The 23286-nt window shown below is 70.2% G+C and carries 12 protein-coding genes; 10 read left to right on the top strand and 2 right to left on the bottom strand.

Annotation, left to right across the window (positions count from 1 at the left end):
- Positions 1-28 precede the first annotated feature (28 nt).
- The 7 genes from ABH935_RS12360 (at position 29) to ABH935_RS12330 (ending at position 11349) form a co-directional block, all read left to right on the top strand.
- Positions 29-1153, top strand: a complete 1125-nt coding sequence (locus tag ABH935_RS12360) for an ATP-binding cassette domain-containing protein (RefSeq protein WP_370377989.1) — start codon at positions 29-31, stop codon at positions 1151-1153.
- A 12-nt stretch (positions 1154-1165) separates the two neighbouring features.
- A complete protein-coding gene (locus ABH935_RS12355) occupies positions 1166-2050 on the top strand; it encodes an ABC transporter permease (protein WP_370377988.1) in 885 nt (294 codons plus the stop codon).
- 270 nt (positions 2051-2320) lie between these two features.
- Positions 2321-4501: an MMPL family transporter gene (locus ABH935_RS12350; protein WP_370377987.1), complete on the top strand. Its 2181-nt coding sequence runs from the start codon at positions 2321-2323 to the stop codon at positions 4499-4501.
- 293 nt (positions 4502-4794) lie between these two features.
- A complete protein-coding gene (locus ABH935_RS12345; RefSeq protein ID WP_370377986.1) occupies positions 4795-5547 on the top strand; it encodes a TetR/AcrR family transcriptional regulator in 753 nt (250 codons plus the stop codon).
- Between the two features lie 65 nt (positions 5548-5612).
- The gene (locus tag ABH935_RS12340; protein WP_370377985.1) at positions 5613-6845 is read left to right on the top strand and encodes an MAB_1171c family putative transporter; all 1233 of its coding nucleotides are present in this window, start codon (positions 5613-5615) and stop codon (positions 6843-6845) included.
- A gap of 3 nt (positions 6846-6848) precedes the next feature.
- Positions 6849-7796 carry an NAD-dependent epimerase/dehydratase family protein gene (locus ABH935_RS12335; RefSeq protein ID WP_370377984.1) on the top strand — a complete coding sequence of 316 codons (948 nt, stop codon included), beginning with the start codon at positions 6849-6851 and terminating at the stop codon, positions 7794-7796.
- A 121-nt stretch (positions 7797-7917) separates the two neighbouring features.
- Positions 7918-11349, top strand: coding sequence for an aminotransferase class I/II-fold pyridoxal phosphate-dependent enzyme (locus ABH935_RS12330; protein WP_370377983.1), 3432 nt, complete (start codon positions 7918-7920; stop codon positions 11347-11349).
- A gap of 63 nt (positions 11350-11412) precedes the next feature.
- Here ABH935_RS12330 and ABH935_RS12325 read toward each other — a convergent pair whose 3' ends face one another.
- Together ABH935_RS12325 and ABH935_RS12320 are read right to left on the bottom strand one after the other, a co-directional pair.
- Entirely contained in the window at positions 11413-11964 is a 552-nt protein-coding gene (locus ABH935_RS12325) for a toxin (protein ID WP_370377982.1), read from the bottom strand.
- On the bottom strand, positions 11961-12458 hold the full coding sequence (locus ABH935_RS12320; protein WP_370377981.1) for a helix-turn-helix domain-containing protein: 498 nt from the start codon (positions 12456-12458) through the stop codon (positions 11961-11963). Before ABH935_RS12320 ends, ABH935_RS12325 begins: the two co-directional genes overlap by 4 nt.
- Before the next feature lie 470 nt (positions 12459-12928).
- On the opposite strand from ABH935_RS12320, the gene ABH935_RS12315 reads away from it, so the two are divergent.
- From ABH935_RS12315 to ABH935_RS12305, 3 genes are all read left to right on the top strand, one after another.
- The gene (locus ABH935_RS12315) at positions 12929-14200 is read left to right on the top strand and encodes a cation:proton antiporter (RefSeq protein WP_370377980.1); all 1272 of its coding nucleotides are present in this window, start codon (positions 12929-12931) and stop codon (positions 14198-14200) included.
- Positions 14201-14274: 74 nt separating this feature from the next.
- Positions 14275-17148 (top strand): AAA family ATPase, encoded by a 2874-nt coding sequence (locus tag ABH935_RS12310; protein WP_370377979.1) that lies wholly within the window; start codon positions 14275-14277, stop codon positions 17146-17148.
- A 24-nt stretch (positions 17149-17172) separates the two neighbouring features.
- Complete coding sequence (locus ABH935_RS12305; RefSeq protein WP_370377978.1) at positions 17173-22737, top strand: carboxyl transferase domain-containing protein; 5565 nt, start codon at positions 17173-17175, stop codon at positions 22735-22737.
- The last annotated feature ends 549 nt before the right edge of the window (positions 22738-23286 follow it).

Raw genomic sequence — 23286 nt, 5'->3', positions numbered from 1 at the left:
CGCGTAAGAGATAGAGAACGCTGGCAGCATGCCAACGAAGAACGCTGACGAGGGTCGTCCGGCGATCGAGATGCGTGGTCTGGTCAAGGCCTACGGCGAGAAACGCGCGCTGGACGGCATCGATCTCACGATCCCCGTGGGCCAGGTGTTCGGCTTCCTCGGCCCCAACGGGGCGGGCAAGACCACCACCATCCGCATCCTGGCCACCCTGACCCGGCCCACCGGCGGCACCGCCCGCGTCCTGGGCCACGACGTCGCGACCGAGGCCGACGCCATCCGCGCCCGCATCTCGGTCACCGGCCAGTTCGCCTCCCTGGACGAGGACCTGACCGGGTCCGAGAACCTGCTGATCCTGGGCCGGCTCCAGGGCCTGTCCCGGGCCGCCGGCCGAGCGCGGGCCGACGACCTGCTGGACGCGTTCGACCTGACCGCGGCGGCCGGCCGCCCGGTGCGCGGCTACTCCGGCGGGATGCGCCGCCGGCTCGACATCGCCGCGAGCCTGATCGTCACGCCCGACCTGCTGTTCCTCGACGAGCCGACCACCGGGCTGGACCCGCGCAGCCGCAACCAGGTCTGGGAGCTGGTCCGCCGGATCGCCGCGGCCGGGACCACGGTCCTGCTCACGACTCAGTACCTTGAGGAAGCCGACCAGCTCGCCGAGCAGATCGCGATCATCGACCAGGGCCGGATCGTGGCTCAGGGCACGGCGACGCAGCTCAAGGCGCGCGTCGGCTCCGGCGCGCTGCACCTGCGGCTCCTGGACGGCGGCCAGCGCGCGCTGGCGCAGGAGATCCTGACCACGGCGCTGGGCGCGACGGTCCACGTGGAGGCCGACCCACTGGCCCTGTCCACGCTGCTGGGCACGCCGGCTGATCCCACCGACGCCAACCGGCTGGTCGGGCAGGCCCTGGTCCGGCTCGCCGAGGCCGGGGTCGCGGTCGCGGACTTCGCCCTCGGCCAGCCGAGCCTCGACGAGGTCTTCCTCACCCTGACCGGCCACACCGCCGACCCGGCCACTGATTCGGCCACTGATCCGGCTACTGAATCGGCCACTGATCCGGGCGCCGGCCCGGCCACCGACCTGACTACCGCCCCCACCCCCGCGGCCGGCCCGGTTCCCCCGGCCGGGCCGGCCCGCCCCCGCCAACCGTGAGGACGTGAACGCGTGAGCACCACCACCGTCCCCGGCCCCGGAACCGGCCCCGCAGCCGCCCCCACCCCCGCCGAGGCCAAGACCGACCGCATCGACGCCCTGCTCGCCTCGGGCAAGCGCGGCCGCCGAGCCGGTCCGGTGACCGCCTCGGCGACCTTCGGCAGCCGAGCCCTGCTCAAGATCAAGCACGACCCCAAGCAGCTGGTCGACTCCGCCGCCATCCCGATCCTGTTCACCGTCCTGTTCACCTACCTGTTCGGCGGCGCCATCAGCGGCTCCACCGGCGACTACCTCAAGACCCTGCTGCCCGGCGTGCTGACCATGAGCATCGCCATCGTCACCATGTACGGCGGCGCGCGCCTGGCCCAGGACATGCACAACGGAGCCTTCGACCGCTTCCGCGGCCTGCCGATCTGGCGCGGCGCCTTCGTTCTCGGCGGCCTGCTCAGCGACGCCTTCCGCTACCTGTTCGCCTCGGCCATCGTGATCGTCCTCGGCCTGGCCATGGGCTACCGCCCGCACGGCGGCGCGCCGGGCGTGCTGGCCGCGGTCGCCGTGGTCGTCGCCTTCGGGATCGCGCTGTCCGTGCTGTGGGCGGTGGTCGCCCTGCTCGTGCGGGACGCGGCGGTCGTCATCAGCATCGCCAACGCCGTCCTGATCCCGCTGTCCTTCGCCAGCAACATCTTCGTCTCGCCCGGCACCATGCCGCACTGGCTCCGGGACTTCGTCGACGTCAACCCGCTGAGCCACCTCGCCACCGCGGCCCGGGACCTGATGAACGGTGCCGGCGGGACGAGCAGTACCGGCGGCGCCGTCGCCTGGTCGCTCATCGCCACCGCTGTCGTCTTCTTCGCCTGCACTCCGATCGCCCTGCACCTCTACGGCAAGCAGAATTAGGAGGGTGGAAAGTGGCAATTCGCCGCGCGCTGAATCATATGGCGGCAAGGCCGCAGTGGCCTATGAGCGGCGCCTGGCGTCGCCAGGTGGCCCTTACAGCCAACCAGGATGCGCGGGCCACCTGTCTAGCCACGCTTGCTCCTAGACCGTTTCGCTCGTTTTCGAGGCCAGCCGGCAGTTCCGTATGCGGCAAATCGCTACTTTCCACCCTCTAAGGATTGGTTGACCATGTCTGCCCTCGCACGCTGGTGTTATCAACACCGTCTCGTCGTGATCACCGTCTGGGTGGCGCTGCTCGTCGGCCTGGGGGTGATGTCGGGGGTGGTGAAGAACAAGACCGACAACTCCCTCGTGCTGCCGGGCACGGGCTCGAACTCCGCCCAGGAACTGCTCCAGCGGTCGGGCGCGGCGCAGGCCGGTGACGCCGACCAGATCGTCTGGCAGGTGGGTCCCGGCCGCAGCGTCACCGAGCCGGCGGTCCAGCAGCGGATCTCGGCGATGCTCACGCAGGTGTCGCACCTGCCCGAGGTGGCCTCGGTCGCCGGCCCCTACAGCGCCGGCGGCGAGGTCCAGCTCAGCTCGGACAAGCGCACCGCGTACGCCACGGTGAACTTCACCAAGCAGGCCGACACCCTGAACCACGACGACGTCAAGCTGGTGATCTCGACGGCCACCGCGGCCCGTGAGCCGGGCCTGGCGGTCGAACTCGGCGGTGCGGCGATCGAGAGCGTCCAGACGCCGCCGTCGTCCACCTCGTCGGCGATCGGGATCGCCGCGGCCGCCGTCATCCTGTTCGTGGTCTTCGGATCCCTGCTGGCCACGGCCCTGCCGATCGTCACCGCGGTGGCCGGCGTCGGCAGCGGCATGCTGCTGGTCAGCCCCCTGAGTCACGTGATGGCCGTGAACGGCGTCGCGCCGGTCCTCGGCGCGCTGATCGGCCTCGGCGTCGGCATCGACTACGCGCTGTTCATCCTGACCCGGCACCGGCGCGGTCTGGAGTCCGGGCTGGACCCGGAGCAGTCGACGGTGGAGGCGCTGAACTCCACCGGCCGCGCGGTCCTGTTCGCCGGCGGCACGGTGTGCGTCGCCCTGCTCGGCCTGCTCACCATCGGCGTGGGGTTCATCAACGGCCTGGCCGTCCCGGCGGCCATGACCGTGGTGTGCACCGTGATCGCCTCCCTGACGCTGCTGCCGGCCCTGTTCGGGGTCTTCGGCCTGCGCGTGCTCGGCCGCCGTCGGCGCCGTGCGCTCCTGGCCGGCGAGCAGGGCCGGGCGGAGAGCGGCCAGGGCCTCTGGGCCCGCTGGGCGCAGGCCGTGCCGCGGTTCGCCCCGGTGCTCGCGACCGTCGGGCTCGCGGCCATGCTCCTGATCGCCTCTCCGGTGCTGCACCTGAAGCTGGGTTTCGTGGACGCCTCCAACGACGCCACGTCCAGCACCTCGTACAAGTCCTATGAGATGCTCGCGGACGGCTTCGGGCCGGGCTTCAACGGCCCGCTGTTCCTGGTCTCCGAGGTCCACTCCCCGGCCGACCAGGCCGCGCTGGACCGGCTCAACCACGCGCTGGCCACCGTGCCCGGGGTCGCCGCCGTGCAGGCCCCGCCGGCGCCCGCCCCGGCCGCCGCGGGCTCCGCGATCGAGGTGACCCAGGTCCTGCCCAAGACCGCGCCGCAGGCCCAGGCGACCCCTGATCTGATCAACCATCTGCGGGACTCAGTGGTGCCGGAGTACGCGGACGGCACCGCGCTGAAGGTCTACGTGGGCGGCGTGACGGCCTCGAACGACGACTTCGCGGCGATGACGAACGCCAAGCTGCCGCTGCTGCTGGTCACCGTCGTGGGCCTGAGCTTCCTGCTGTTGCTGGTGGCCTTCCGCAGCCTGCTGATCCCGACCCTGACGGCGGCACTGAACCTGCTGGCCGCGGCGGCCTCGTTCGGCGTCCTGACCGCGTACTTCCAGTGGGGCTGGGGCACCCGGCTGTTCGGCCAGGGCGCGGCCAGCCCGATCATGGGCTACATGCCGGAGATCGTGCTGGCGGTGCTGTTCGGCCTGTCGATGGACTACCAGGTGTTCCTGGTCAGCAGGATGGCCGAGGAGTGGTCGCACACCCGGGACAACACCCGGGCGGTGATCGCCGGCCTGACCCACACCGCGCGGGTGATCACCGCCGCGGCGCTGATCATGATCGCCGTGTTCGCCGCGTTCTCCCTGACCAGCCAGCGCGACGTCGCCGAGTTCGGCGTGGGCCTGGCCGCCGCCGTGGCCCTGGACGCCTTCATCGTGCGGACGGTGCTCGTGCCGTCGGTGATGTATCTGTGCGGCGCGGCCAACTGGTGGCTGCCGAAGTGGCTGGACCGCCGGATGCCGCATCTGGCGATCGAGCCGCCCGCCGGCGGGTCCGGCCCGGCTCCCGGCGGTGTTCGGAACTTGACAGACAGTTCTGTGAATTCTTGACAACCTATTCCGCATAGTGGACTGCCGAGGCCGGAGCGCGGAACCGACATTTTCGGGCATCCCGGCCTCGGTCCCACGTCGCGGGGAATTTGTCAGGCAGAGATTGCCGATCGGAGGGTCCGCATATATGACTCTCCGACCTGGCGGAAGTCCGTTCCATCGCGTATATGGCGGCCTAGTAGATTCGCGGACCGGCCTTGGTTGGTTCGGTTCCGTGACACATCATCAGACGTGAACCAGAACGCCGATGACAACCCAAAGTCACGAGATTTTCGCTTGGAGTCCTTGCCGCAGTGCCGTCGGTGCTGGAAGACTCACTCATCGTGAACGCGTCCGAAAAGCACATCAGTCAGTCGCAAGCAGTTCCTGAGGAATCGGTTAAGGAAGCCGCCCGGCGGCTGCTCGCCAAACTCGGCGCGAACGGTCTGTCAATTGTCGCCGTGGCCGAAGAACTCGACGTGGCGCCGGATCGGATCACTTTCGCACATCCTCACGATCTGCTCACCGCACTGATCATCGATGCCTACGACGCGTCCGGTACCGCGATGGAAGAAGCCGATCGCGATGCCCACGAACGCCAGGCGGGTCCCGGAGGGCGGCTGCTGGCCGCGGCTCGGGGACTGCGTCAGTGGTCGATCACGAACCCCGCCGAGTTCGCGCTGATCTACGGCTCTCCGGTGCCCGGTTACGACGCGCCGCCGGAGACGGTGCCGCCCGCGGCCCGCACGCCAGCGGTGCTCGCCGGCATCGTGCGCGCAGCCCTGGAGGAGGGCGCGCTGGAGCCGCCGCGCCGCCCGATCCCCGGGCCGCCGCTGATCCGGCAGGAGGCGATCGAGGTGTTCGGCGGCCTGCCGCCGGAGCCTTACTCCGACCTGCTGGAGCGCGGCATCGTCCTGTGGAGCAACCTCATCGGCCTGCTGGTCTTCGAGGTCTTCAGTCGGACCCATGACAGTGTCCGCGACCAGGGCGCGTTCTTCGACTACGCGATCGCGGTGACCGCCGAGCACATCGGGCTGAGTGTGCCGGCGGGCGACCGCATTGATTGACAATTGAACAACTGAACATCTCGATCGGGCGAAAGTCACTAGGGGGCGCTGTGTTCAGTTCCAGGATGGCTCTATTCATGATCACGGCGGTGTGTTCGTACGCCGCCTTCGTCTACAAGGCAAGCCACGCACGCCGGGGGTGGCGCGACGCGGTCTACCGGACCCTGATGGCCACGCTCTTCCTGCAGTGCCTCACCTTCACCATGGGGGCGGTGGCGACGGGCTCGCCGAACCTGCTCGGCGTGGGCAACTCGGCGATTCTCGTCATGCACCTGGCCGCCGTGGCCTACTGCGTCGGTGCCGAGATCCTGCTGCTCCAATGGGCAGAACCATTGCCCGCCATCAGGAGCGGTATCCGGAACTGGGTGTTCTTCGGGTTGGGAACCGATGTACTCCTGGTTCTGCTGTTCTTCGTTTCAGGTGCCCCGCACAAGCCGGCGGCGGCATTGACCACCGGCAGCAAAGATCTTCTTCTGCTGGCTTACCTTGTCGTGTTCATCGTCTCGCAGACGATCCCCTGCGTGACGATCTTCCGGGCATGCCTGTCGTACGCGAAGTTGACGGACAAGATCTGGCTGCGCCGTGCTTTGCGGTTCCTCACGGTTGGTTCGGTTCTGTTGTTCATGTATTGCGTGACGCGAACCATCAACATGATCGGTGCGGCGGCGGGCGCCAACGTCAACGGGTTGAAGATCGTGCCCGCGGTGTTCAGCGGTCTGGGCATCATCGTGGTCTCGATCGGCCTGACCATGCCGTCCTGGGGACCGCGCTTGTCGGACCTCGGGCAGTGGATCGAGAACATCCTGTCCTACCGGGCGCTTTATCCGCTGTGGAACGCGGTGTGCCAGGAGTCGCCGGAAATCGTTCTGGAGCCCCGCAACTCCGGGGTGTCCAACCTGCACTACCGGCTGCACCGGCGGGTGGTCGAGATCAGAGACGGATGGCGGGCTCTGCGTCCGTACATGGACGTCGCCGAAGTCGCCGACGTCGCCGACGTCGCCGAGCAGCCCGACGCCGGGACCGCGAACGGCGCCGCACCGGGCCCGAACAACGACCAGGCCCTCGCCGAGGCGGTCCGGATCAGGGACGCGATCCGCGCCAAGCGCGACGGACACGCGCCGGACTCCGAGCGCCGCCGGCCCGGATTCGAGGAGCGGGACGCCACGACTCTGGCCGACGAGGTGTCCTGGCTGGCGAAAGTCTCCTCCGCCTACGCGAAACTGCCCAGCTTCGATGCGGCAAGGGGGTCCTGGAACGGCATGTCTCAGGGCCGCGCGCTGGAGAACAGTGAGAGTTGAGATATGAGTTTCCACCTCGTGGTCGGCAACGGTCCGGCCGGGGCGGCCACGGCTGAGCACCTGGCCGCCGCCGGTCACCGGGTCCGGGTGGTCAGCCGCTCGGACCAGCCGCCCCGACCGGGGATCGAGCACGTGCGGCTGGACGCGACCGAGACCGCCGCGCTCACCGCGGTGGCCGCCGGGGCCTCGGCCGTCATCAACTGCGCGTCCCCGCCGTACCACCGCTGGCCGCAGGAGTGGCCCGTTCTGGCCTCGTCGGTGCTCGCCGCGGCCGAGGCTTCGGGCGCGGTGCTGGTGATCCTCGGCAATCTCTACGGCTACGGACCGGTCGACGGGGCCTTCACCGAGGACCTTCCGCTCGCGGCGGACGGCCCGAAGGGCCGTACCCGCGCGGCGGTGTGGAGCCAGGCCTGGGAAGCCCACCAGAGAGGGCGGGTCCGGATGACCGAGGCGCGGTCCTCGGACTTCTTCGGTCCGGGGGTGACCGACGGCGGTCACCTGGCCGGCCGGGTCATGCCGCAGCTGTTCCAGGGAAAGACGATCCGGGGCATGGGTGATCCGGATGCCGCGCACAGCTGGACCTACCTGCCGGACGTCGCGCGGACGCTGGCCCGCCTGGCACAGGAAGAGCAGGCCTGGGGGCGGCCCTGGCATGTCCCGACCGCGCCGGCCCTGTCCGCCCGGGCGATGATCGGGAAGCTCGCCGCGCAGGCCGGCGTGGCCGTGCCGCCGCTGCGGCCGGTGCCGGCCGCCGTCCTGCGCGTCGGGTCGGTGACCTCACCTCTGCTGCGCGAGCTGCGGGAGGTGCGCTACCAGTTCGACCGGCCGTTCGTAGTGGATTCGAGCGCTTACAGCGCGAGGTTCGGGGAGGGACCGACTCCGCTCGACGACCAGATTCAGACCACTGCCGCCTGGTGGCGGCAGCGTGTCGGCCTTCCGACGGCCGGCTGACCGGCGGCCGGGGCGAACCCCCCGGCCCGCGGATCCGCACGTCTGTTGAGAGTGAACATTCGCCACTGCTCCGGGCAGACGCCACTGCCCTTCGAGCAGGTTTCGCAGGGAGGGGAAGACCTTGCTATCGCTGGACCGTGCGCCGAACCGGGACGACATCGCCATCGTGGGGATGAGCTGTCGTTTTCCGGGAGCTGAGAACGTCAACGAATACTGGAACCTGCTCAAGGATCCGGAACCGCAGTTCGCCCCGATCCCGCGGGCGAGGTGGGTTCACGACTCCTTCTTCAGCGACGACCGACGAGATACGCACACCGCGTACGTCGACCGGCTGGCGTCGGTCGCCGACGCCGGCATGTTCGACGCCAAGCACTACAAGATCCCGCCGCGCCGGGCCCGGGCCCTCGACCCGCAGCACCGCCTGCTGGTGGACCTGGCGCGAGAAGCGATCCAGGACGCCGGCTGGGAGGCCTCGGGCTTCGACCGCGAGAACACCTCCGTGATCGTGGGGCTCGGCGAGAGCGGCTACCGGGAGCTCAGCACGATCAACCTCCGGCTGCGGCAGATCGCCCGCGGCGAGTTCGGGACGGCTTCGTCGGACCCGGGCTGGACGGCCGCGGGCGCGGCGGTCGAAGGACTCCACGGCACGGCCCTGTCCGGGCTGCTGATGAACATGGGTCCGAGCTCGATCAGCTCGACCCTGGGCCTGCACGGCGAAAGCTACGCCATCGAGTCGGCGTGTTCCGGCGGGCTCGCGGCGATCGCCAACGCGGTCTTCGCCCTGCGCACCGGCCGATGCAAGATCGCGCTGGCCGGGGCCGCGCAGCTCATCCTGGTTCCCGACCTGCTCATCGGGCTGTGCCGGATCGGTGCGCTGTCCCCGTCGGGAACGTGTCGGCCGTTCGACACCAGGGCCGACGGCTTCGTGCTCGGCGAGGGGGCCGGCATCCTCGTGCTCAGGCCGCTGGCGGACGCCAAGGCGGCCGGCGACCGGATCTATGCCGTTATCCGCGGCGTCGGACTGTCGAACGACGGCCTGGTCGAGGGCGGTATGACTCCTCAGGCCGAGGGGCAGATGCTGGCTTTACGGCGCGCGTACCAGGACGCCGCGGTCTCCATGGAGTCCGTCGGGTACCTGGAGGCCCACGGAACCGGGACCTCCGTCGGAGACCGGGTCGAGATCAGTGCCCTGCGAGAGCTCCGGCAGGACACCTCGCGCGTGGCTCACTTCGGCGCCGTGAAGTCGGTGGTCGGGCACGCGCTCGGCGCGGCGGGCATCGCCGGGCTGATCAAGTCGGTGTTGAGCGTGCACAAGAAGCAGATCGTGCCCCAGCCCGACGTCCGGCCAGACGAGAACCTGGGCCTGGAGGCCGCCGGACTGACGGTCCCCGAAAAGCTCACGGAGTGGGTCGAGCCGGAGGGACCGCTGCGGGCCGGGGTGAGCGCGTTCGGGTTCGGCGGGACGAACGTCCACGTCGTCATCGAGCAGGACATGTCGGCGGCGGATCCCCAACCGGATCCCCAGCTGGCTCCGCGACCGGAAGTGCTGGTGTTCAGCGCCCGGGACCGCGCGGGTCTGGCCACATACGCCGCGGGAGTGGCTAAGGCCGTCGCAGAGGACTGCCTGCCGCTCTCGGCGGTGGCCGAGACCCTGGCCCGGCGGTCGCCTCTGGGCGAGCAGATGGCGGTTGTCGCCATCGACGCGCAGGATGCGAGCAGGAAGCTGACCCTGGCTGCGGCGCTCGTCGGAACCGAGGCGACAAGCAGGCCGGAGCAGGGGGTGTTCTTCGGTAGTGTGCCGACGGATCTGGACGTCCCGCGCGGTGACGCCGACGTGGCCCCGCAGCTGTGCACTCTGCCGCCCAGCCCGCTGGCCCCGAAGCACTACTGGATCGTCGACGAGAGCAAGCAGAGCATCGACGAGATCGAGCCCTTTCCGACAGCGACTCTTCCGAGTGTTCCCGAAGCAGGGCGCGAATCAGCATCCGCAGTACCGTCCGGAGCAGGGCCCGACGCACGGCCCGAGGCGGCGCCCGCCGGCGTGGACATCCCCGGGCTCGTCCTCGAAGAGGTCGCGCGGATCAGCGCGTTCTCCGTCTCCGACCTCCAGGACCACATGGGGCTGGTCGAAGACCTCGGATTCGACTCCCTGATGATCCGCGAACTGGACGTCAGCATCAAGAAGCGCGTCCCCGGTCTGCGGAAGATGCTGGACGAGCTGGTCGGGAAGGTCACCATCGCGGAGATCGCCGCCCTGATCGAGGCCGATCCGGCCGTGGTCGGGATGAGCAGTACCCTGATTCGCCCGGTCGCCGAGGAACCCGCGCCGCGGATCACCTGGGAGCCGGACAGCGCCGGCATCGAGGGCTTCGCCGAGCTGAACCAGTTCGAGGCGCGAGTCCGCGAGATCCGGAGCCTGGGCCTTCCCAACCCCTACTTCCGCATCCACGAAGGCAACATCCGCAACACCACGACCATCGACCACAAGCAGTACATATCGTTCAGCAGCTACAACTACCTCGGGCTGTCCGGCCATCCGGTCGTGACCGAAGCGGTCCGCTCCGCGGTGGAGCGCTACGGATCCTCGGTCTCGGCGAGCCGGGTGCTGGCCGGCGAACGGCCGCTGACCCGGCAGCTGGAGCAGGAGCTGTCCCGGCTGCTGGGCACCGAGGACTGCGTCACGCTGGTGAGCGGGCACGCCACGAACGTCACCGCCATCGGGCACGTCGTCGGACCGCAGGACCTGATCGTGCACGACGCGCTGGCCCACGACAGCATCCTGCAGGGATGCCGCCTGTCCGGCGCCACACGCCGTCCGTTCGCGCACAACGACGTCGAGCAACTGGACGACATCCTGCGGCGGACCAGATCGCACTTCCGCAGGGTCCTGATGGCGGTCGAGGGCGCGTACAGCATGGACGGCGACATCGCCGACCTCCCCGGCCTGATCGCGCTGAAGAAGCGGTACGGCGCTCTGCTCTTCGTCGACGAAGCGCACAGCGTCGGAGTTCTGGGGCGGCGCGGAGGCGGTGTCGGAGACTTCTTCGACGTCGACCGCTCCGACGTCGATCTGTGGATGGGCACCCTGTCCAAGTCGCTGGCCAGCTGCGGCGGCTACCTGGCCGGATCGGCGAGAACGGTCAACTGGCTGAAATACACGCTGCCGGGGTTCGTCTACAGCGCCGGTCTCACGCCGGCCAACGCCGCCGCGGCGCTCGCCGCCGTCCAACTCATCCGGAGCGAACCGGAACGTCTGACGGCCCTGCATGAGAACGCTGACTTGTTCCGGCGTCTGGCCGAGGAAGGGAACGTGAACATCGGGTCCAGCCGGGCCACTCCGGTCGTGCCGTGCATCATCGGAGATTCCGCAAAAACGTTGAGGCTCGCGAGCAGATTGTTCGAGCGCGGCATCGTCGTCGACCCGATCCTGCACCCCGCGGTGGAGGAGAAGTTGTCCCGTTTGCGGTTCTTCATGACCAGCGAGCACCACAGCGAGGAAGTCCGATACGCGGTGGATGTGCTGACCGAGGAGCTCTCCGGACTCGGCGGCTGACGCGGGGTCGGGGGAGCCGCCAGAACGTGCATCAGATCGTGCTGTAGGGCTTCGGGAGAGGCCCTACAGCAGGGTGCGCTCGATGCGTCCGATGACGCTCTCCTCGGTCCCGGACTCCGGGCCGGCGGGCCGCAGCGAGGTGTCGACGCGCTCGGCGAGCAGGTGCGCGACGACCTCGGCTTCCTGCTCCTGGACGTCATCGTACGTGGTGCGCATGAGCATGTCGCGCACGATCGCCGGATCGAGGTTGGGGAAGAGCAGCCGGGAGCTGGTGTCGTCGGGCAGACCCAGCCCGTGGTGGCCGCAGATGATGTGGCCGAGCTCGTGCAGGATGATGTGGTCCTGGTGGGCGCTGGTGGTGTTGGTGTCGTAGAAGATCAGGTCCTCCACGACGCCGGCGACCCACAGCCCGCACGGGTACGCGGCCGGTATCGCCAGCGGGACCAGCGCGATCGGGCGGTTCCGCTGGTCCTCAAGCGTGTGGCACAAGGTGGCCACGTCGCACGGGGTCGGCAGGTCCAGGTCGCGGATCCGGCGCTCGCAGCGCCCCCGCAGCCGGCGCAGTTGTTTGCGGCGATCGCCTTCGGCCGCCTCGGGCCCCGCCGGGGGCTTCATTTCTTGTCGCCGTCGCCGATGGGCGGCAGGCCCTGCATCTGGCGGTACTGGTCCATGATCGCGGTGATGGCTTGCAGGGTGTCCTCCCTCATCCCGGCAGCACGCATGGCCACGCTGCGGACACCCGCGTGCTTCATGGCCTCCACCGCGGCGAGTTCGGCCTGCACCGAGTCCGCCAGCTTCTCGTCGAAGAAGTAGGCGACGGACACGCCGAAGAACCCCGCGAGCGCCGACAGTAACTCGTGCGAAGGGTTGCTCCGCTTGCCGGTACGCAACTGGGACAGGTACACCGCGCCAACTTTCAGGGTCGGCACCCGCACCTTGAGCTCTTCGGCGACCTCCGCGTTGGTCCACTGCCGGCCCTGCGGACGGACCGTCCGGAACAGGCTGTCCAGACGGACGGCAAACGTTGATCGTTCTTCTGCGGAGGACGGCCCGTCCCCGGCGTCGGTGCGGTCCTCGGTCTCGGACACGGGGTCCTCTGTACTGGGCATACGTTCACCTCCAGCTATCCCGGATTCGCGGTCAGCTAATTTTCACAGGATAGGACGGCCACGGACGGTTGACAAACCTCCTCAAGTTCCGGAACTGTAGGCCTCGATACGAGATAGCTGGTAGCTAATCCTCTCAACATCGACTAGCGGGTAGCTTTCCTCAAGTCGGCGGCACGACCGCCGCCGGGCATCGGGGGGTGTCTCGCCTGAGCTGTAAGTGCGCTTCCCAGAGCAGGTCGGAGCCGATCCGAAGCAGTCGGGCTGCGATGTGCCGGGGGTCTTCCGAGCCGACCGCGAGGTCGGGCACGGGTTGCGGGTCGGCCACGCCCGCCGCCGTTCGGACCCCCGCCGCCGTCGGCCAAAACGTCTGCCGCCGATCCGGTGCACCGCCCGCTCCCCGCCTTCGGACGCGTACCGGCGCCGATCGTCCCGCGCGCTGAACTCTCAAACACTTGGGGTGGCAAATGAACATGGATGTAGTCACAGCAGACGTCATAGGCGATATCGCCCTCGTCCTAGGCGCCTCCTATGTCTTCGGCGCCCTGGCGCGCCGTGTCGGGCAGCCGACGGTGGTCGGTCAGATCGTCGCCGGCATCGCCCTCGGGCCGAGCCTGCTCGGCAGGTTCCCGGGCCACCTGTCGCATCGCCTCTTCACGACCGACGCAGTGCCCTTCCTGTCCGTCGTCGCCCAGATCGCCGTCGTGGTCTTCATGTTCGGCGTGGGTTACGAGATCGAGCCGCGGTCGATCCGGAACAACCGCAAGCCGGTGCTGCTGATCGCGATCGGCGCGATGGTCGTCCCGCTGGCGCTCGGCGCGGCCGTGGCCCTGGGCGTCGAGCACGTCGGCGCCTTCGACGGCCACCACACGGTAGGCCGCTCCTTCCTGCTCTACATGGGAGTAGCGACGTCGATCACGGCGCTGCCCGTCCTCGCCGCGATCGTCAGGGAACGCGGACTGGCCGGCTCCGTCGTCGGCGACGTCGCCACCTCCGCCGCCGGGCTGATGGATGTCCTGGCCTGGCTCGTCCTGGCCGTCGCCCTCATCGGCACCAAGGGGGCCGGGAGCCGGCCCTGGTCCGAGATGGCGCTGCTGCTCGTGCTCTTCGTCGCGGTGATGTTCCTGGTGGTCCGTCCCGCGCTCCAGTGGTGGAACCGGCGCCCCGGCTCGGTGCTGGTCAGCCAGGTTCCGATCGCCCTGCTGCTCGCGACGGCCGGTGCCTGGGCCACCGCGGACCTGGGCCTGCACCCGATCTTCGGCGCCTTCGTCGCCGGGCTCGCCATGCCCAAGCCGGAAGGCGCGGCGGACGCCGAAGTGCTGCGCTCGACGGAACAGACCGGAGGGCTGCTGCTGCCGTTGTTCTTCGTGGTCACCGGGCTGACGACCAACATCGGCGCGCTCAAGGGCGAGGACCTGGCCCTGCTCGCGGCGATCCTGGTGTGCTCGATCGGCGGGAAGTTCGCCGCCGGCTACGCCACGGCCCGGCTCGCGGGCATGGACAACCGGCGCTCCACCATGATCGGCGCCCTGGTGAACACCAGGGGGCTGACCGAGCTCATCGCCCTCAACGTGGGGCTGCGCGCCGGCATCATCGACGGCCGGCTGTTCACCATCCTGGTCCTCATGGCCCTGATCACCACCGCCATGACCGGGCCGCTCATCACCGCGATCCACAAGCGCGACGCCACGGCGCTGGGGATCCCCGACCGGGCGGCCGCCACCGGCGCTCTGGACCCTTCCTGACATCCCCGTGATCGCGTGCATTCGTCGGGTGCTGAGCCAACCCTTGTCCCTGTGCTGCGAACTGGTGAGACGTGATGGATAAGCTGGTCGAACGAGACGTCGTCGAGAAAACCCTGGCCCGGATCCACAACGAGTGCCTGGAAGGACGCAGCCGGCTGGTCGCCCTGGCCGGCCCGCTCGCCAGCGGGAAGACCGCGCTGCTGGAGTCCTTCGCCCGCGAGGCCGCCGGCGCCGGCGCGACCGTCCTGGCCGCCACCGCGTCGAGCCTGGAGCGCTATCAGCCGCTGGGGATCGTCGACCAGCTGCTGAGGGCGTGTCAGATTCATTCCGACGGCCCGGAACTCGAAGTCCGCGCGTTGGTGGAGAGCGTCGGCGGGGCCGGCGCGCACCGCGATGCCGCCCCGCCGGCGCTCGGCCTGTTGCACGGCGCGCTCCAGCGCCTCGCTGTCCGCCCGCCGGTGATCATCCTGATCGACGACGCGCACTTCATGGACACCGAGTCGCTGCAGTGCCTGCTCACGCTCATGCGCCGGCTGGACAGCGCGCCGGTCTCCTTCGTCGTCACCTACTGCCCCGACATGGGTCGGGACAGCGTCCAGCGGGTCATCCAGGCCGAACTCCTCCGGATGCCGAACTGCACCCAGCTGGACGTCGAGCCGCTCTCGGAAACGGGAGTCGCGATGGTGCTGGAGGACTACTTCGACCTCCAGACGGCGGGCCGGATCGCCACCGAGGCCCGCGCGCTCAGCGGCGGTCTGCCGCTGCTGGTGCACGCGCTGGCCGAGGACCGCGCCAGCGCGATCGCCGCCTCGGCCACCTCCTCTCCCGCCTCGCCCAGCGGGTCCGCCGCACGGCGGACGATGGCCGGCCCGGCCTTCGGCCGCGCGGTGCTCAGCTGCCTGTACCGGGCCGAGCCGGTCGTCCTGGAGATCGCGCAGGCCACCGCCACGCTGGGGGAGTTCCGGTCGCCGACCGTCGTCGCGCGGCTGTGCGGCCTGGACCCCGAGGCCGTCGGGCACGTCGCCGCGTCCCCGGCCGTCGGGGCGCTGCTGGACTACGACCTGCTCCGGCAGCCCAGCGTCCGGGAGGCGGTGCTGCGCAGCATCCCGCAGCACGACCGGCACCCCATGCGCTCGCGCGCCGCCCGCCTGCTGCACCAGGAAGGCGCACCGGCCATGGTGACGGCCGAACACCTGATGCGGATCGACGAGGCGATTCCGTGGGCCCGCCAAGTGCTGTGCGAAGCGGCCGAGCAGACCCTCGCCGACGGAACACCCGAGGCGGCCATCGGCTACCTGGAACGGGCCCACCGGGAGTCCGCCGGCGGGCCGGGCCGGATCGCCACCGCCGCCAAGCTCGCCGAGGTCATGTGGCGACACAACCCCGCGGCGGTGAAGAGCTACCTGCCCGATCTGCTCGCCGCCGCCGAGCAGGGCGAGCTCTCCGCCGCGCAGTCGGTCCCCGTCGTTCGCAGCCTGCTGTGGAACGGACAGGTGGAGCAGGCGACCCGGGTGATCGTGCGGCTGCGGGACGACGCCCACGCCCAGGCCGACCAGAGCCGGGCCGACCAGAGCCAGGCCGACCGGGACGCCGTCCGCTACGCCGAACTGCTGCGCACCTGGCTCCCGCTCACCTACCCCGGCATTGCGGCCGCCCCTGGAGCTGCGGCCGCGGACTCCTCGACAGCAGGCCCCGGCACCCCCGACAGCCGCGCCGCCGCCGCACTCGGCGCGCTCCTGCGCGGCGCCGGCCACGAGGAGACCGTCCCGGCCGCCGAACTCGTGCTGCGCCAGGCCCTGGCCGGCATCGCGGGCCCGGCCGCGGCGCTGGCCTCACTCATGGTCCTGGTCTACTCCGACCGCCTCGACGAGGCCGCGGTCTGGTGCGACGCCCTGCGTGCCTCCATGGGGGAGGCCCACGGGATCGTCTGGTACGCCATGTTCACCGCGGCGCGCGCCGAGATCCACTACCGCCTCGGCGACCTCGCGAACGCCAAGGCCAACGCGCACGCCGCGTTCACGCTGATGCCGCGCGAGGGCTGGGGAGCGGCCATCGTCATCCCGCTCTCGCTGCTCGTACTCACCTGCACGGCGATGGGCGACCTGGCGGAGGCCGAGAGCCACCTCGCCTTCCCCGTGCCCAGCGCAGCCTTCGGAACCCTGGGCGGCGCCGCCTACCTCGACGCCCGAGGCCAGTTCCACCTGGCGCGCGGCCGCCACGACGCCGCCGTCCAGGACTTGCTGGCCGCCGGACACCTGCTGAAGGTCTGGGGCGTCGACTGTCCGTCCGCGGTGCCGTGGCGGGTCCACGCGGCCCGCGCCTATCTGCACAAAGGCCTGTCCGAGCAGGCGGAGGAGCTGCTGACCGAACAGCTGTCGCTGCTGCCCGCAGACCACCCGCGCGCCCGCGGCCTGGCCTATCGGGCCCTGGCCGCCACCCTGCGTCCGCAGGAGCGTTCGCAGGTGTTGCAGAAGGCGGCGACCTCGCTCGACAGCTGCGGCGACGCGTTGAACCTGGCCTACACGCTCGCCGATCTGAGCCGGGCGCACGAGTCGGTGGGCGAGATCGCCCAGGCGCGTGCGCACGCCCAGAAGGCGAAGACGCTGGCAGAACGCTGCCTCGCGGTGCCGCTGCCCGAACCGCCGCAGCTGATGGTCGACGAAGGCCCGGCCGCGCGATCGCTGAGTGTGTCGGCGGCGTCCACGGGCACGGGATCCACGGTCTCTGCAATCCCTCAGGGCTCCCCGGCGTCTCCGGCCCGCCGGCTCAGCTCGGCGGAGTGGCGGGTCGCCGAACTGGCCGCCCGCGGCTCCACGAACGAGCAGATCGCCCGGAAGCTGTTCATCACGGTCAGCACCGTCGAACAGCACCTCACCAGCTCCTACCGGAAACTCGGCATCTGCCGCCGCACCCAGCTCCGCGCGTGCCTGCCCGAACTCGTTTCCTGATCCACCCCGAGGAAGGTCCGTAACGTGTTCAAGCGTGTCGCCATCGTCAACCGCGGGGAGCCCGCGATGCGGCTCATCCGAGCCGTGCGGGGACTGGCCGCCCAGACCGGGGAGCGGATCGAGACCGTGGCCCTGTACACCGACGTCGACCGGGCAGCCACGTTCGTGCGCGAGGCCGATATCGCCCACGACCTCGGCCCGGCCGCCGCCCGGCCGTATCTGAACCTTGAGGTACTGGAGCGCGCGCTGGTGGCGTCCGGCGCGGACGCGGCGTGGGTGGGCTGGGGCTTCGTCGCCGAGGATCCGGCGTTCGCAGAGCTCTGCGAACGGATCGGCGTCACGTTCATCGGGCCGTCCGCCGAGGCGATGCGGCAGCTCGGCGACAAGATCGGCGCGAAGCTGCTGGCCGAGGAGGTCGGCGTGCCGGTGGCGCCGTGGAGCCGCGGCGCGGTGGAAACGCTGCCGGCCGCGATCGAGGCGGCCGCCCGGATCGGGTATCCGCTGATGCTGAAGGCCACCGCCGGCGGCGGCGGACGCGGCATCCGCGTGATCACCGACGAGTCAGAACTCGTCGACGCTTATGAGCGCACCAGCGCTGAGGCGGCGCGTGCCTTCGGTTCCGGGGTGGTGTTCCTGGAGCAACTCGTGACCGGGGCCCGGCACGTCGAGGTGCAGGTGATCGCTGACGGCCAGGGCACGGCGTGGGCCCTCGGGGTCCGCGACTGCTCGGTCCAGCGCCGCAACCAGAAGATCATCGAGGAGTCGGCCTCGCCGGTCCTGGCGCCGGAGCAGGCCGCTGACTTGAAGGCCTCGGCCGAGCGGCTGGCGCTGGCCGTCGGCTACCGCGGCGCGGCGACCGTCGAGTTCCTGTACCACCTCGGGAGCCGCTCGTTCGCGTTCCTGGAGGTGAACACCCGGCTCCAGGTCGAGCACCCGATCACCGAGTGCACCACCGGATTCGACCTGGTCTGGGCCCAGCTGCACGTGGCCTCCGGCGGCACTTTGGACGGCCCGGCGCCGACCGAGCGCGGGCACGCCGTCGAGGCCCGGCTCAACGCCGAGGACCCGGACCGCGACTTCGCCCCCGCGCCGGGCCGGATCCTCCGGCTGGACCTGCCGGCCGGACCGGGCATCCGGGTCGACACCGGGGTCGGCGTCGGCGACGTCATCCCCGCCGACTTCGACTCGATGATCGCGAAGATCATCGCCTACGGCCGGGACCGCGAACAGGCCCTGGGCCGACTGCGCCAGGCGCTGGCCGAGACCACGGTCGTGATCGAGGGCGGCGCCACCAACAAGAGCTTCGTACTGGAGCTGCTGGACCGGCCCGAAGTGGTCGACGGCAGCGCCGACACCGGCTGGATCGACCGGGTCCGCGCCGCCGGCGGCCTGGTCCGGCACCGGCACAGCGGCGTCGCGCTCGCGGCCGCCGCGATCGAGGCGTACGGCGAGGCCGAGGCGCTGGAGCGGCGCCGGCTGCTGGACACCGCCGCCGGCGGCCGTCCGCAGGTGCGCCACGACAGCGGGCGTCCGCTGGAGCTGAAGCTGCGCGGGGTGGGGTATCGGGTGCGGGTTGCGCGGATCGATGCGCAGCGGTTTCGGGTTGTGATCGAGTCGGGGGCTGATGGCGGTGCCGTCCAGACCGCCGACGTCGAGATCGAGCGCTTCGACCAGCACCTCGGCCGGATCACCGTCAACGGCCGGCGGCACCGCTTGTTCTCCTCCTCCCACGGTCCGGTCCACCTGGTCGAGGTGGACGGCGTCGCGCACCGCGTGAGCCGCGACGAGGGCGGCGTGGTCCGCTCCCCGGCCCCGGCGCTGGTGGTGGCTTCGCCGGTGGGGGTCGGGGAGCTGGTCGCGGCTGGGGCGCCGGTGCTTGTGCTGGAGAGCATGAAGATGGAGACGGTGCTGCGTGCGCCGTTCCGGGCGCGCCTAGCGGAGCTCGCGGCGGCCGTGGGTAGTCAGGTGCAGGCCGGTGAGGCCTTGCTGCGTTTGGAGCCCGCGCCTGATGAGGACTCTGATTCTGCTGCTGTCGCCGCCTCCGTTGTTGCCTCCGATGGTGCCGGATCCGCCGCGCTGGCCGCTTTGGACCTGCCCGCCGAACCCGACGCCGTCCCCACTGCCCGGCGCCTGGTCCGCGGCCAGGAGGACCTGCGCGGCCTGCTGCTCGGTTACGACGTCGACCCGCACGACGAGCGCCGCGTCCTGGACGACTACCTCGCCGCGCGGGAAGCCTCCGCCGAAGCCGGCGACCGCCCGCTGGCCGCCGAGGTCGCGCTCATCGAGGTCTTCGCCGACCTGGCCGAACTCAGCCGCAACCGCCCGGCGGGGGAGGAGTTCGGTGGCCACAACCAGGGCCACGTCCACAGCGCCCGCGAGTACTTCCACACGTATTTGCAGAGCCTTGATGTCGAGCGCGCCGGGCTTCCGGCGGCGTTCCAGGCCAAGCTCTCCAAGGCGCTGGCGCACTACGGCGTGCCGGATCTGGAGCCGGGCCCGGACCTGCAGGCCGCGGTGTTCCGCATCTTCCTGGCTCAGCAGCGTGCCGCCTCCGACGCTGCTGCTGTCGCGACCCTGCTGCGCACGTGGCTACGGGAGGCGCCGCCGCCGGAGGCGCTGCGCCGGCGGGTCGGGCTCGCGCTGGAGCACCTGGTGGCCGCCACGCAGGTTCGCTTCCCGGTGGTCAGCGACTTGGCGCGCGGCGTGGTGTTCGCCTGGCTCGGGCAGCCGTTCCTGCGTCGGCGCCGGGCTCTTGTTTACGACCGGGTTCGCAGGCACCTGCGATACCTGGACCAGAATCCGCAGGCTGCGGACCGTGCCGACCGGATCGCTGAGATGGTCGGCAGCACCGAGCCGCTGGTCCGGCTGCTCGGGCAGCGTCTGGTTCGGGCTGGTCTGGACAACACGGTGATGCTGGAGGTGCTGACCCGGCGGTACTACGGGAACACTGGCCTGACCGGCATTCGCACCACTGATGCTGTTGGCTGCCGGTTCGTGGTCGCCGACCGCGTCGACGCACGGATGGTGTCGGTCGCTGTTCGGTTCGAAGACCTCGGGCGCGCGCTGGAGGGCCTGGCGCAGGTGGCCGGTGATGAGGAACCGCCGGTCGACGCCGATGTATATCTGTCGTGGGAGAAGCAGCCCACTGACGACGGCACGATGGTCGCCGCGCTGTACGACGCCATTACCGAGCTGCCGATGCCGCCCGGGATCCGGCGTCTCACCACGACCGTCGCCGGGCACCGCGGCTCGGTGACGCACCACCACGTGACGTTCCGTCCGTCGGCTGAGGGGCTGCGCGAGGACCGGCTGATTCGCGGCCTGCACCCATATATTGCGCAGCGCATGCAGATCGAGCGGCTGAGCAAGTTCGACCTGACCCGGTTGCCGTCCTCCGATGAGGACGTTCAGCTGTTCCAGTGTGTGGCCCGTGAGAACGCCGCCGATGACCGGCTCATCGCCTTCACCCAGATCCGCGATCTGACCGGGCTACGCGACGATGACGGCCGCCTGGTCGCGCTCCCGACGGCCGAGAACGCCGTCGCTGCTTGCCTGGACTCGATCCGGAACGCTCGTGCGCGGCGTTCGTCGAAGCTTCGCGCGAACACGAACCGGATCGTGGTCTACGTCTGGCCGCCGATCGTCTTCTCCCGCTCGGAGCTGGAGGCTATCGCCGGCCGGGTGCTTCCTACGACCGACGGGGCCGGGCTGGAGGAGATCCTGTTCATCGGCCGCACCGGCGATCCACTCACGGGTGCGTTGACGAAGGTGGCGATGCGCGTCTCCTTCGACCCGGCCGGCGGCCATGAGCTGACCGTCGAGGCTCCGTCTGACGAGCTCATCGAGCCGATTGACGGCTATCGCCAGAAGGTCCTGCGCGCGGCTGCCCGCAACACGGTCTACCCCTACGAGCTGACCACCCTGCTCGGCGACTTCACCGAGTACGACCTCGACGACGAGCACGTGTTGGTGCCGGTGTCGCGTCCGAAGGGTGGTAACCGGGCGGCGATCGTGGCGGGCGTCATCAGCACCGCGACCGAGCGCTATCCCGAGGGTGTTACTCGGGTCCTGCTGCTCGGCGACCCCACGAAATCCCTCGGTGCGCTCTCCGAACCGGAGTGCCGCCGGGTGATCGCTGCCCTGGACCTGGCTGAGCGCATGGGGGTGCCGCTGGAGTGGTACGCGCTGTCGGCTGGCGCGCGTATCTCCATGGAGTCGGGCACTGAGAACATGGACTGGGTCGCCGCGGCCTTGAAACGGATCGTGGAGTTTACCCAAGCCGGCGGCGAGATCAACATCGTCTCGGCGGGCGTCAACGTCGGGGCGCAGCCGTACTGGAACGCCGAGGCCACGATGCTGATGCACACGCGCGGGGTCCTGGTGATGACTCCGGACTCGGCGATGGTGCTGACTGGCAAGCAGGCGCTGGACTTCTCCGGCGGGGTTTCAGCCGAGGACAACTTCGGTATCGGCGGCTACGACCGGGTGATGGGGCCCAACGGCCAGGCGCAGTACTGGGCCCCCGACCTCGCGGCGGCGCGCGATGTGCTGATGGCGCACTACGACCACACGTACATCGCCCCCGGCGAGACTGCTCCGCGCCGCGCCACCACCGACGACCCGAACGACCGCGACGTCTCCGGCTTCCCGCACGCGATCGAGGGCAGCGACTTCAAGACGGTCGGCGATATCTTCTCGGCTACCGCGAACCCAGAGCGCAAGAAGGCCTTCGACATCAGGACAGTGATGCGGGCGTTGTCCGACCAGGACCACCCGGTTTTGGAACGCTGGGCCGGCATGGCCGACGCCGAGACAGCTGTGGTTCAGGACGCGCGCCTCGGCGGCCGTCCGGTGTGCTTGCTGGGTATCGAGTCCAAGCCGGTGCCGCGCCGCGGCTTCCCTCCGGCTGACGGCCCCGACTCCTACACCGCCGGCACCCTGTTCCCGCGATCCTCGAAGAAGGCCGCGCGCGCCATCAACGCCGCCAGCGGCAACCGCCCCTTGGTGGTGCTGGCCAACCTGTCGGGCTTTGACGGCTCCCCGGAGTCGCTTCGCAAACTCCAGTTGGAGTACGGCGCCGAGATCGGCCGCGCGATCGTGAACTTCCAGGGCCCGATCGTGTTCTGTGTGATCTCGCGCTACCACGGCGGCGCATTCGTCGTGTTCTCCAAGGCCCTGAACCCGAACATGACGGTGCTGGCTCTGGAGGGCTCCTACGCCTCGGTCCTCGGCGGCGCCCCGGCAGCCGCGGTGGTGTTCTCCGCCGACGTCGACGCCCGCACCGCCGCCGACCCCCGCATCCGCGGCCTCGAAACCCGTACCGCAGCCGCCGCCGGCACCGACCGCGCCGCGATGACCGCCGAACTCGACGAGCTGCGCACCCAGGTGCGCGCGGAGAAGCTGAGCGAGGTGGCCGCGGAATTCGACCGCGTGCACGACATACGCCGCGCCGTCGAGGTCGGCTCGGTGGACGCGGTGATCAAGGCGGCGGAGCTGCGGCCTGCGATTATTGGTGCGGTGGAGGCGATCGTGGGGCGGTTGGGGGTGGTTGGGGTTGAGGCAGGGGCTGGGGCTGAGTCAGGGGTTTGATTCGGGCCGAGCTTTGGCTTGACTCGCGGCAGGGATGCCGGGACCAGCGCGCTTGCTGAGGCGGTGCGCTGGTGTCTGGCGGCCTGCGGTTTGTCTGTGGATTTACAGGCGTTTTTTGACGGCTTCGAACATGGTTCGATGACCTCGCAGGGGGACGCAGTTCGGTCGAGCGACTCATTTCGCGCTGGCGGCCGCCGGTGTTCGTGGACACGACCGCGCGGTGGCTCAGGTATTTGCGGCGCGCGTTGGCGGCTGGCGGTTTGCGTGTGCACGATCGCGCGTCGGTCCGAGTCACTGCGCATGTCGTAGGCGGCAATCGTCGTGTGTGGTGGGCGCCTTGAGGCCTCCGGCGGGCGCTCTACAGCGAGGGGGCGACCCGCGCGTCCGGCGGTTTGGCGGCGGTCCGGGACTGGTCGGCTTCCTATCCGCTGTTGCCTGCGTTGCGTTGTTCGGCGGCGGTCGCTGCTTGTGGTCACCGAGGTTCTGGGTCCCTCGCCGCGTCGTCGCCGTAAACGGAACCAGCCCGGTCCGGTGGTGTCCAGCCGCATC

This window comes from Catenulispora sp. GAS73 (genome assembly GCF_041262085.1).
Lineage (GTDB): Bacteria > Actinomycetota > Actinomycetes > Streptomycetales > Catenulisporaceae > Catenulispora.
The sequence above is the reverse complement of the archived record's forward strand: the minus strand, read 5'-3'. Positions and strand labels throughout refer to the sequence as shown.

Coding starts and splice junctions, on each gene's coding strand:
- ABH935_RS12340 (WP_370377985.1), top strand. CDS start 5,613: ATGGCTCTATTCATGATCACGGCGGTGTGTTCGTACGCCGCCTTCGTC.
- ABH935_RS12320 (WP_370377981.1), bottom strand. CDS start 12,458: ATGCCCAGTACAGAGGACCCCGTGTCCGAGACCGAGGACCGCACCGAC.
- ABH935_RS12335 (WP_370377984.1), top strand. CDS start 6,849: ATGAGTTTCCACCTCGTGGTCGGCAACGGTCCGGCCGGGGCGGCCACG.
- ABH935_RS12315 (WP_370377980.1), top strand. CDS start 12,929: ATGGATGTAGTCACAGCAGACGTCATAGGCGATATCGCCCTCGTCCTA.
- ABH935_RS12325 (WP_370377982.1), bottom strand. CDS start 11,964: ATGAAGCCCCCGGCGGGGCCCGAGGCGGCCGAAGGCGATCGCCGCAAA.
- ABH935_RS12310 (WP_370377979.1), top strand. CDS start 14,275: ATGGATAAGCTGGTCGAACGAGACGTCGTCGAGAAAACCCTGGCCCGG.
- ABH935_RS12360 (WP_370377989.1), top strand. CDS start 29: ATGCCAACGAAGAACGCTGACGAGGGTCGTCCGGCGATCGAGATGCGT.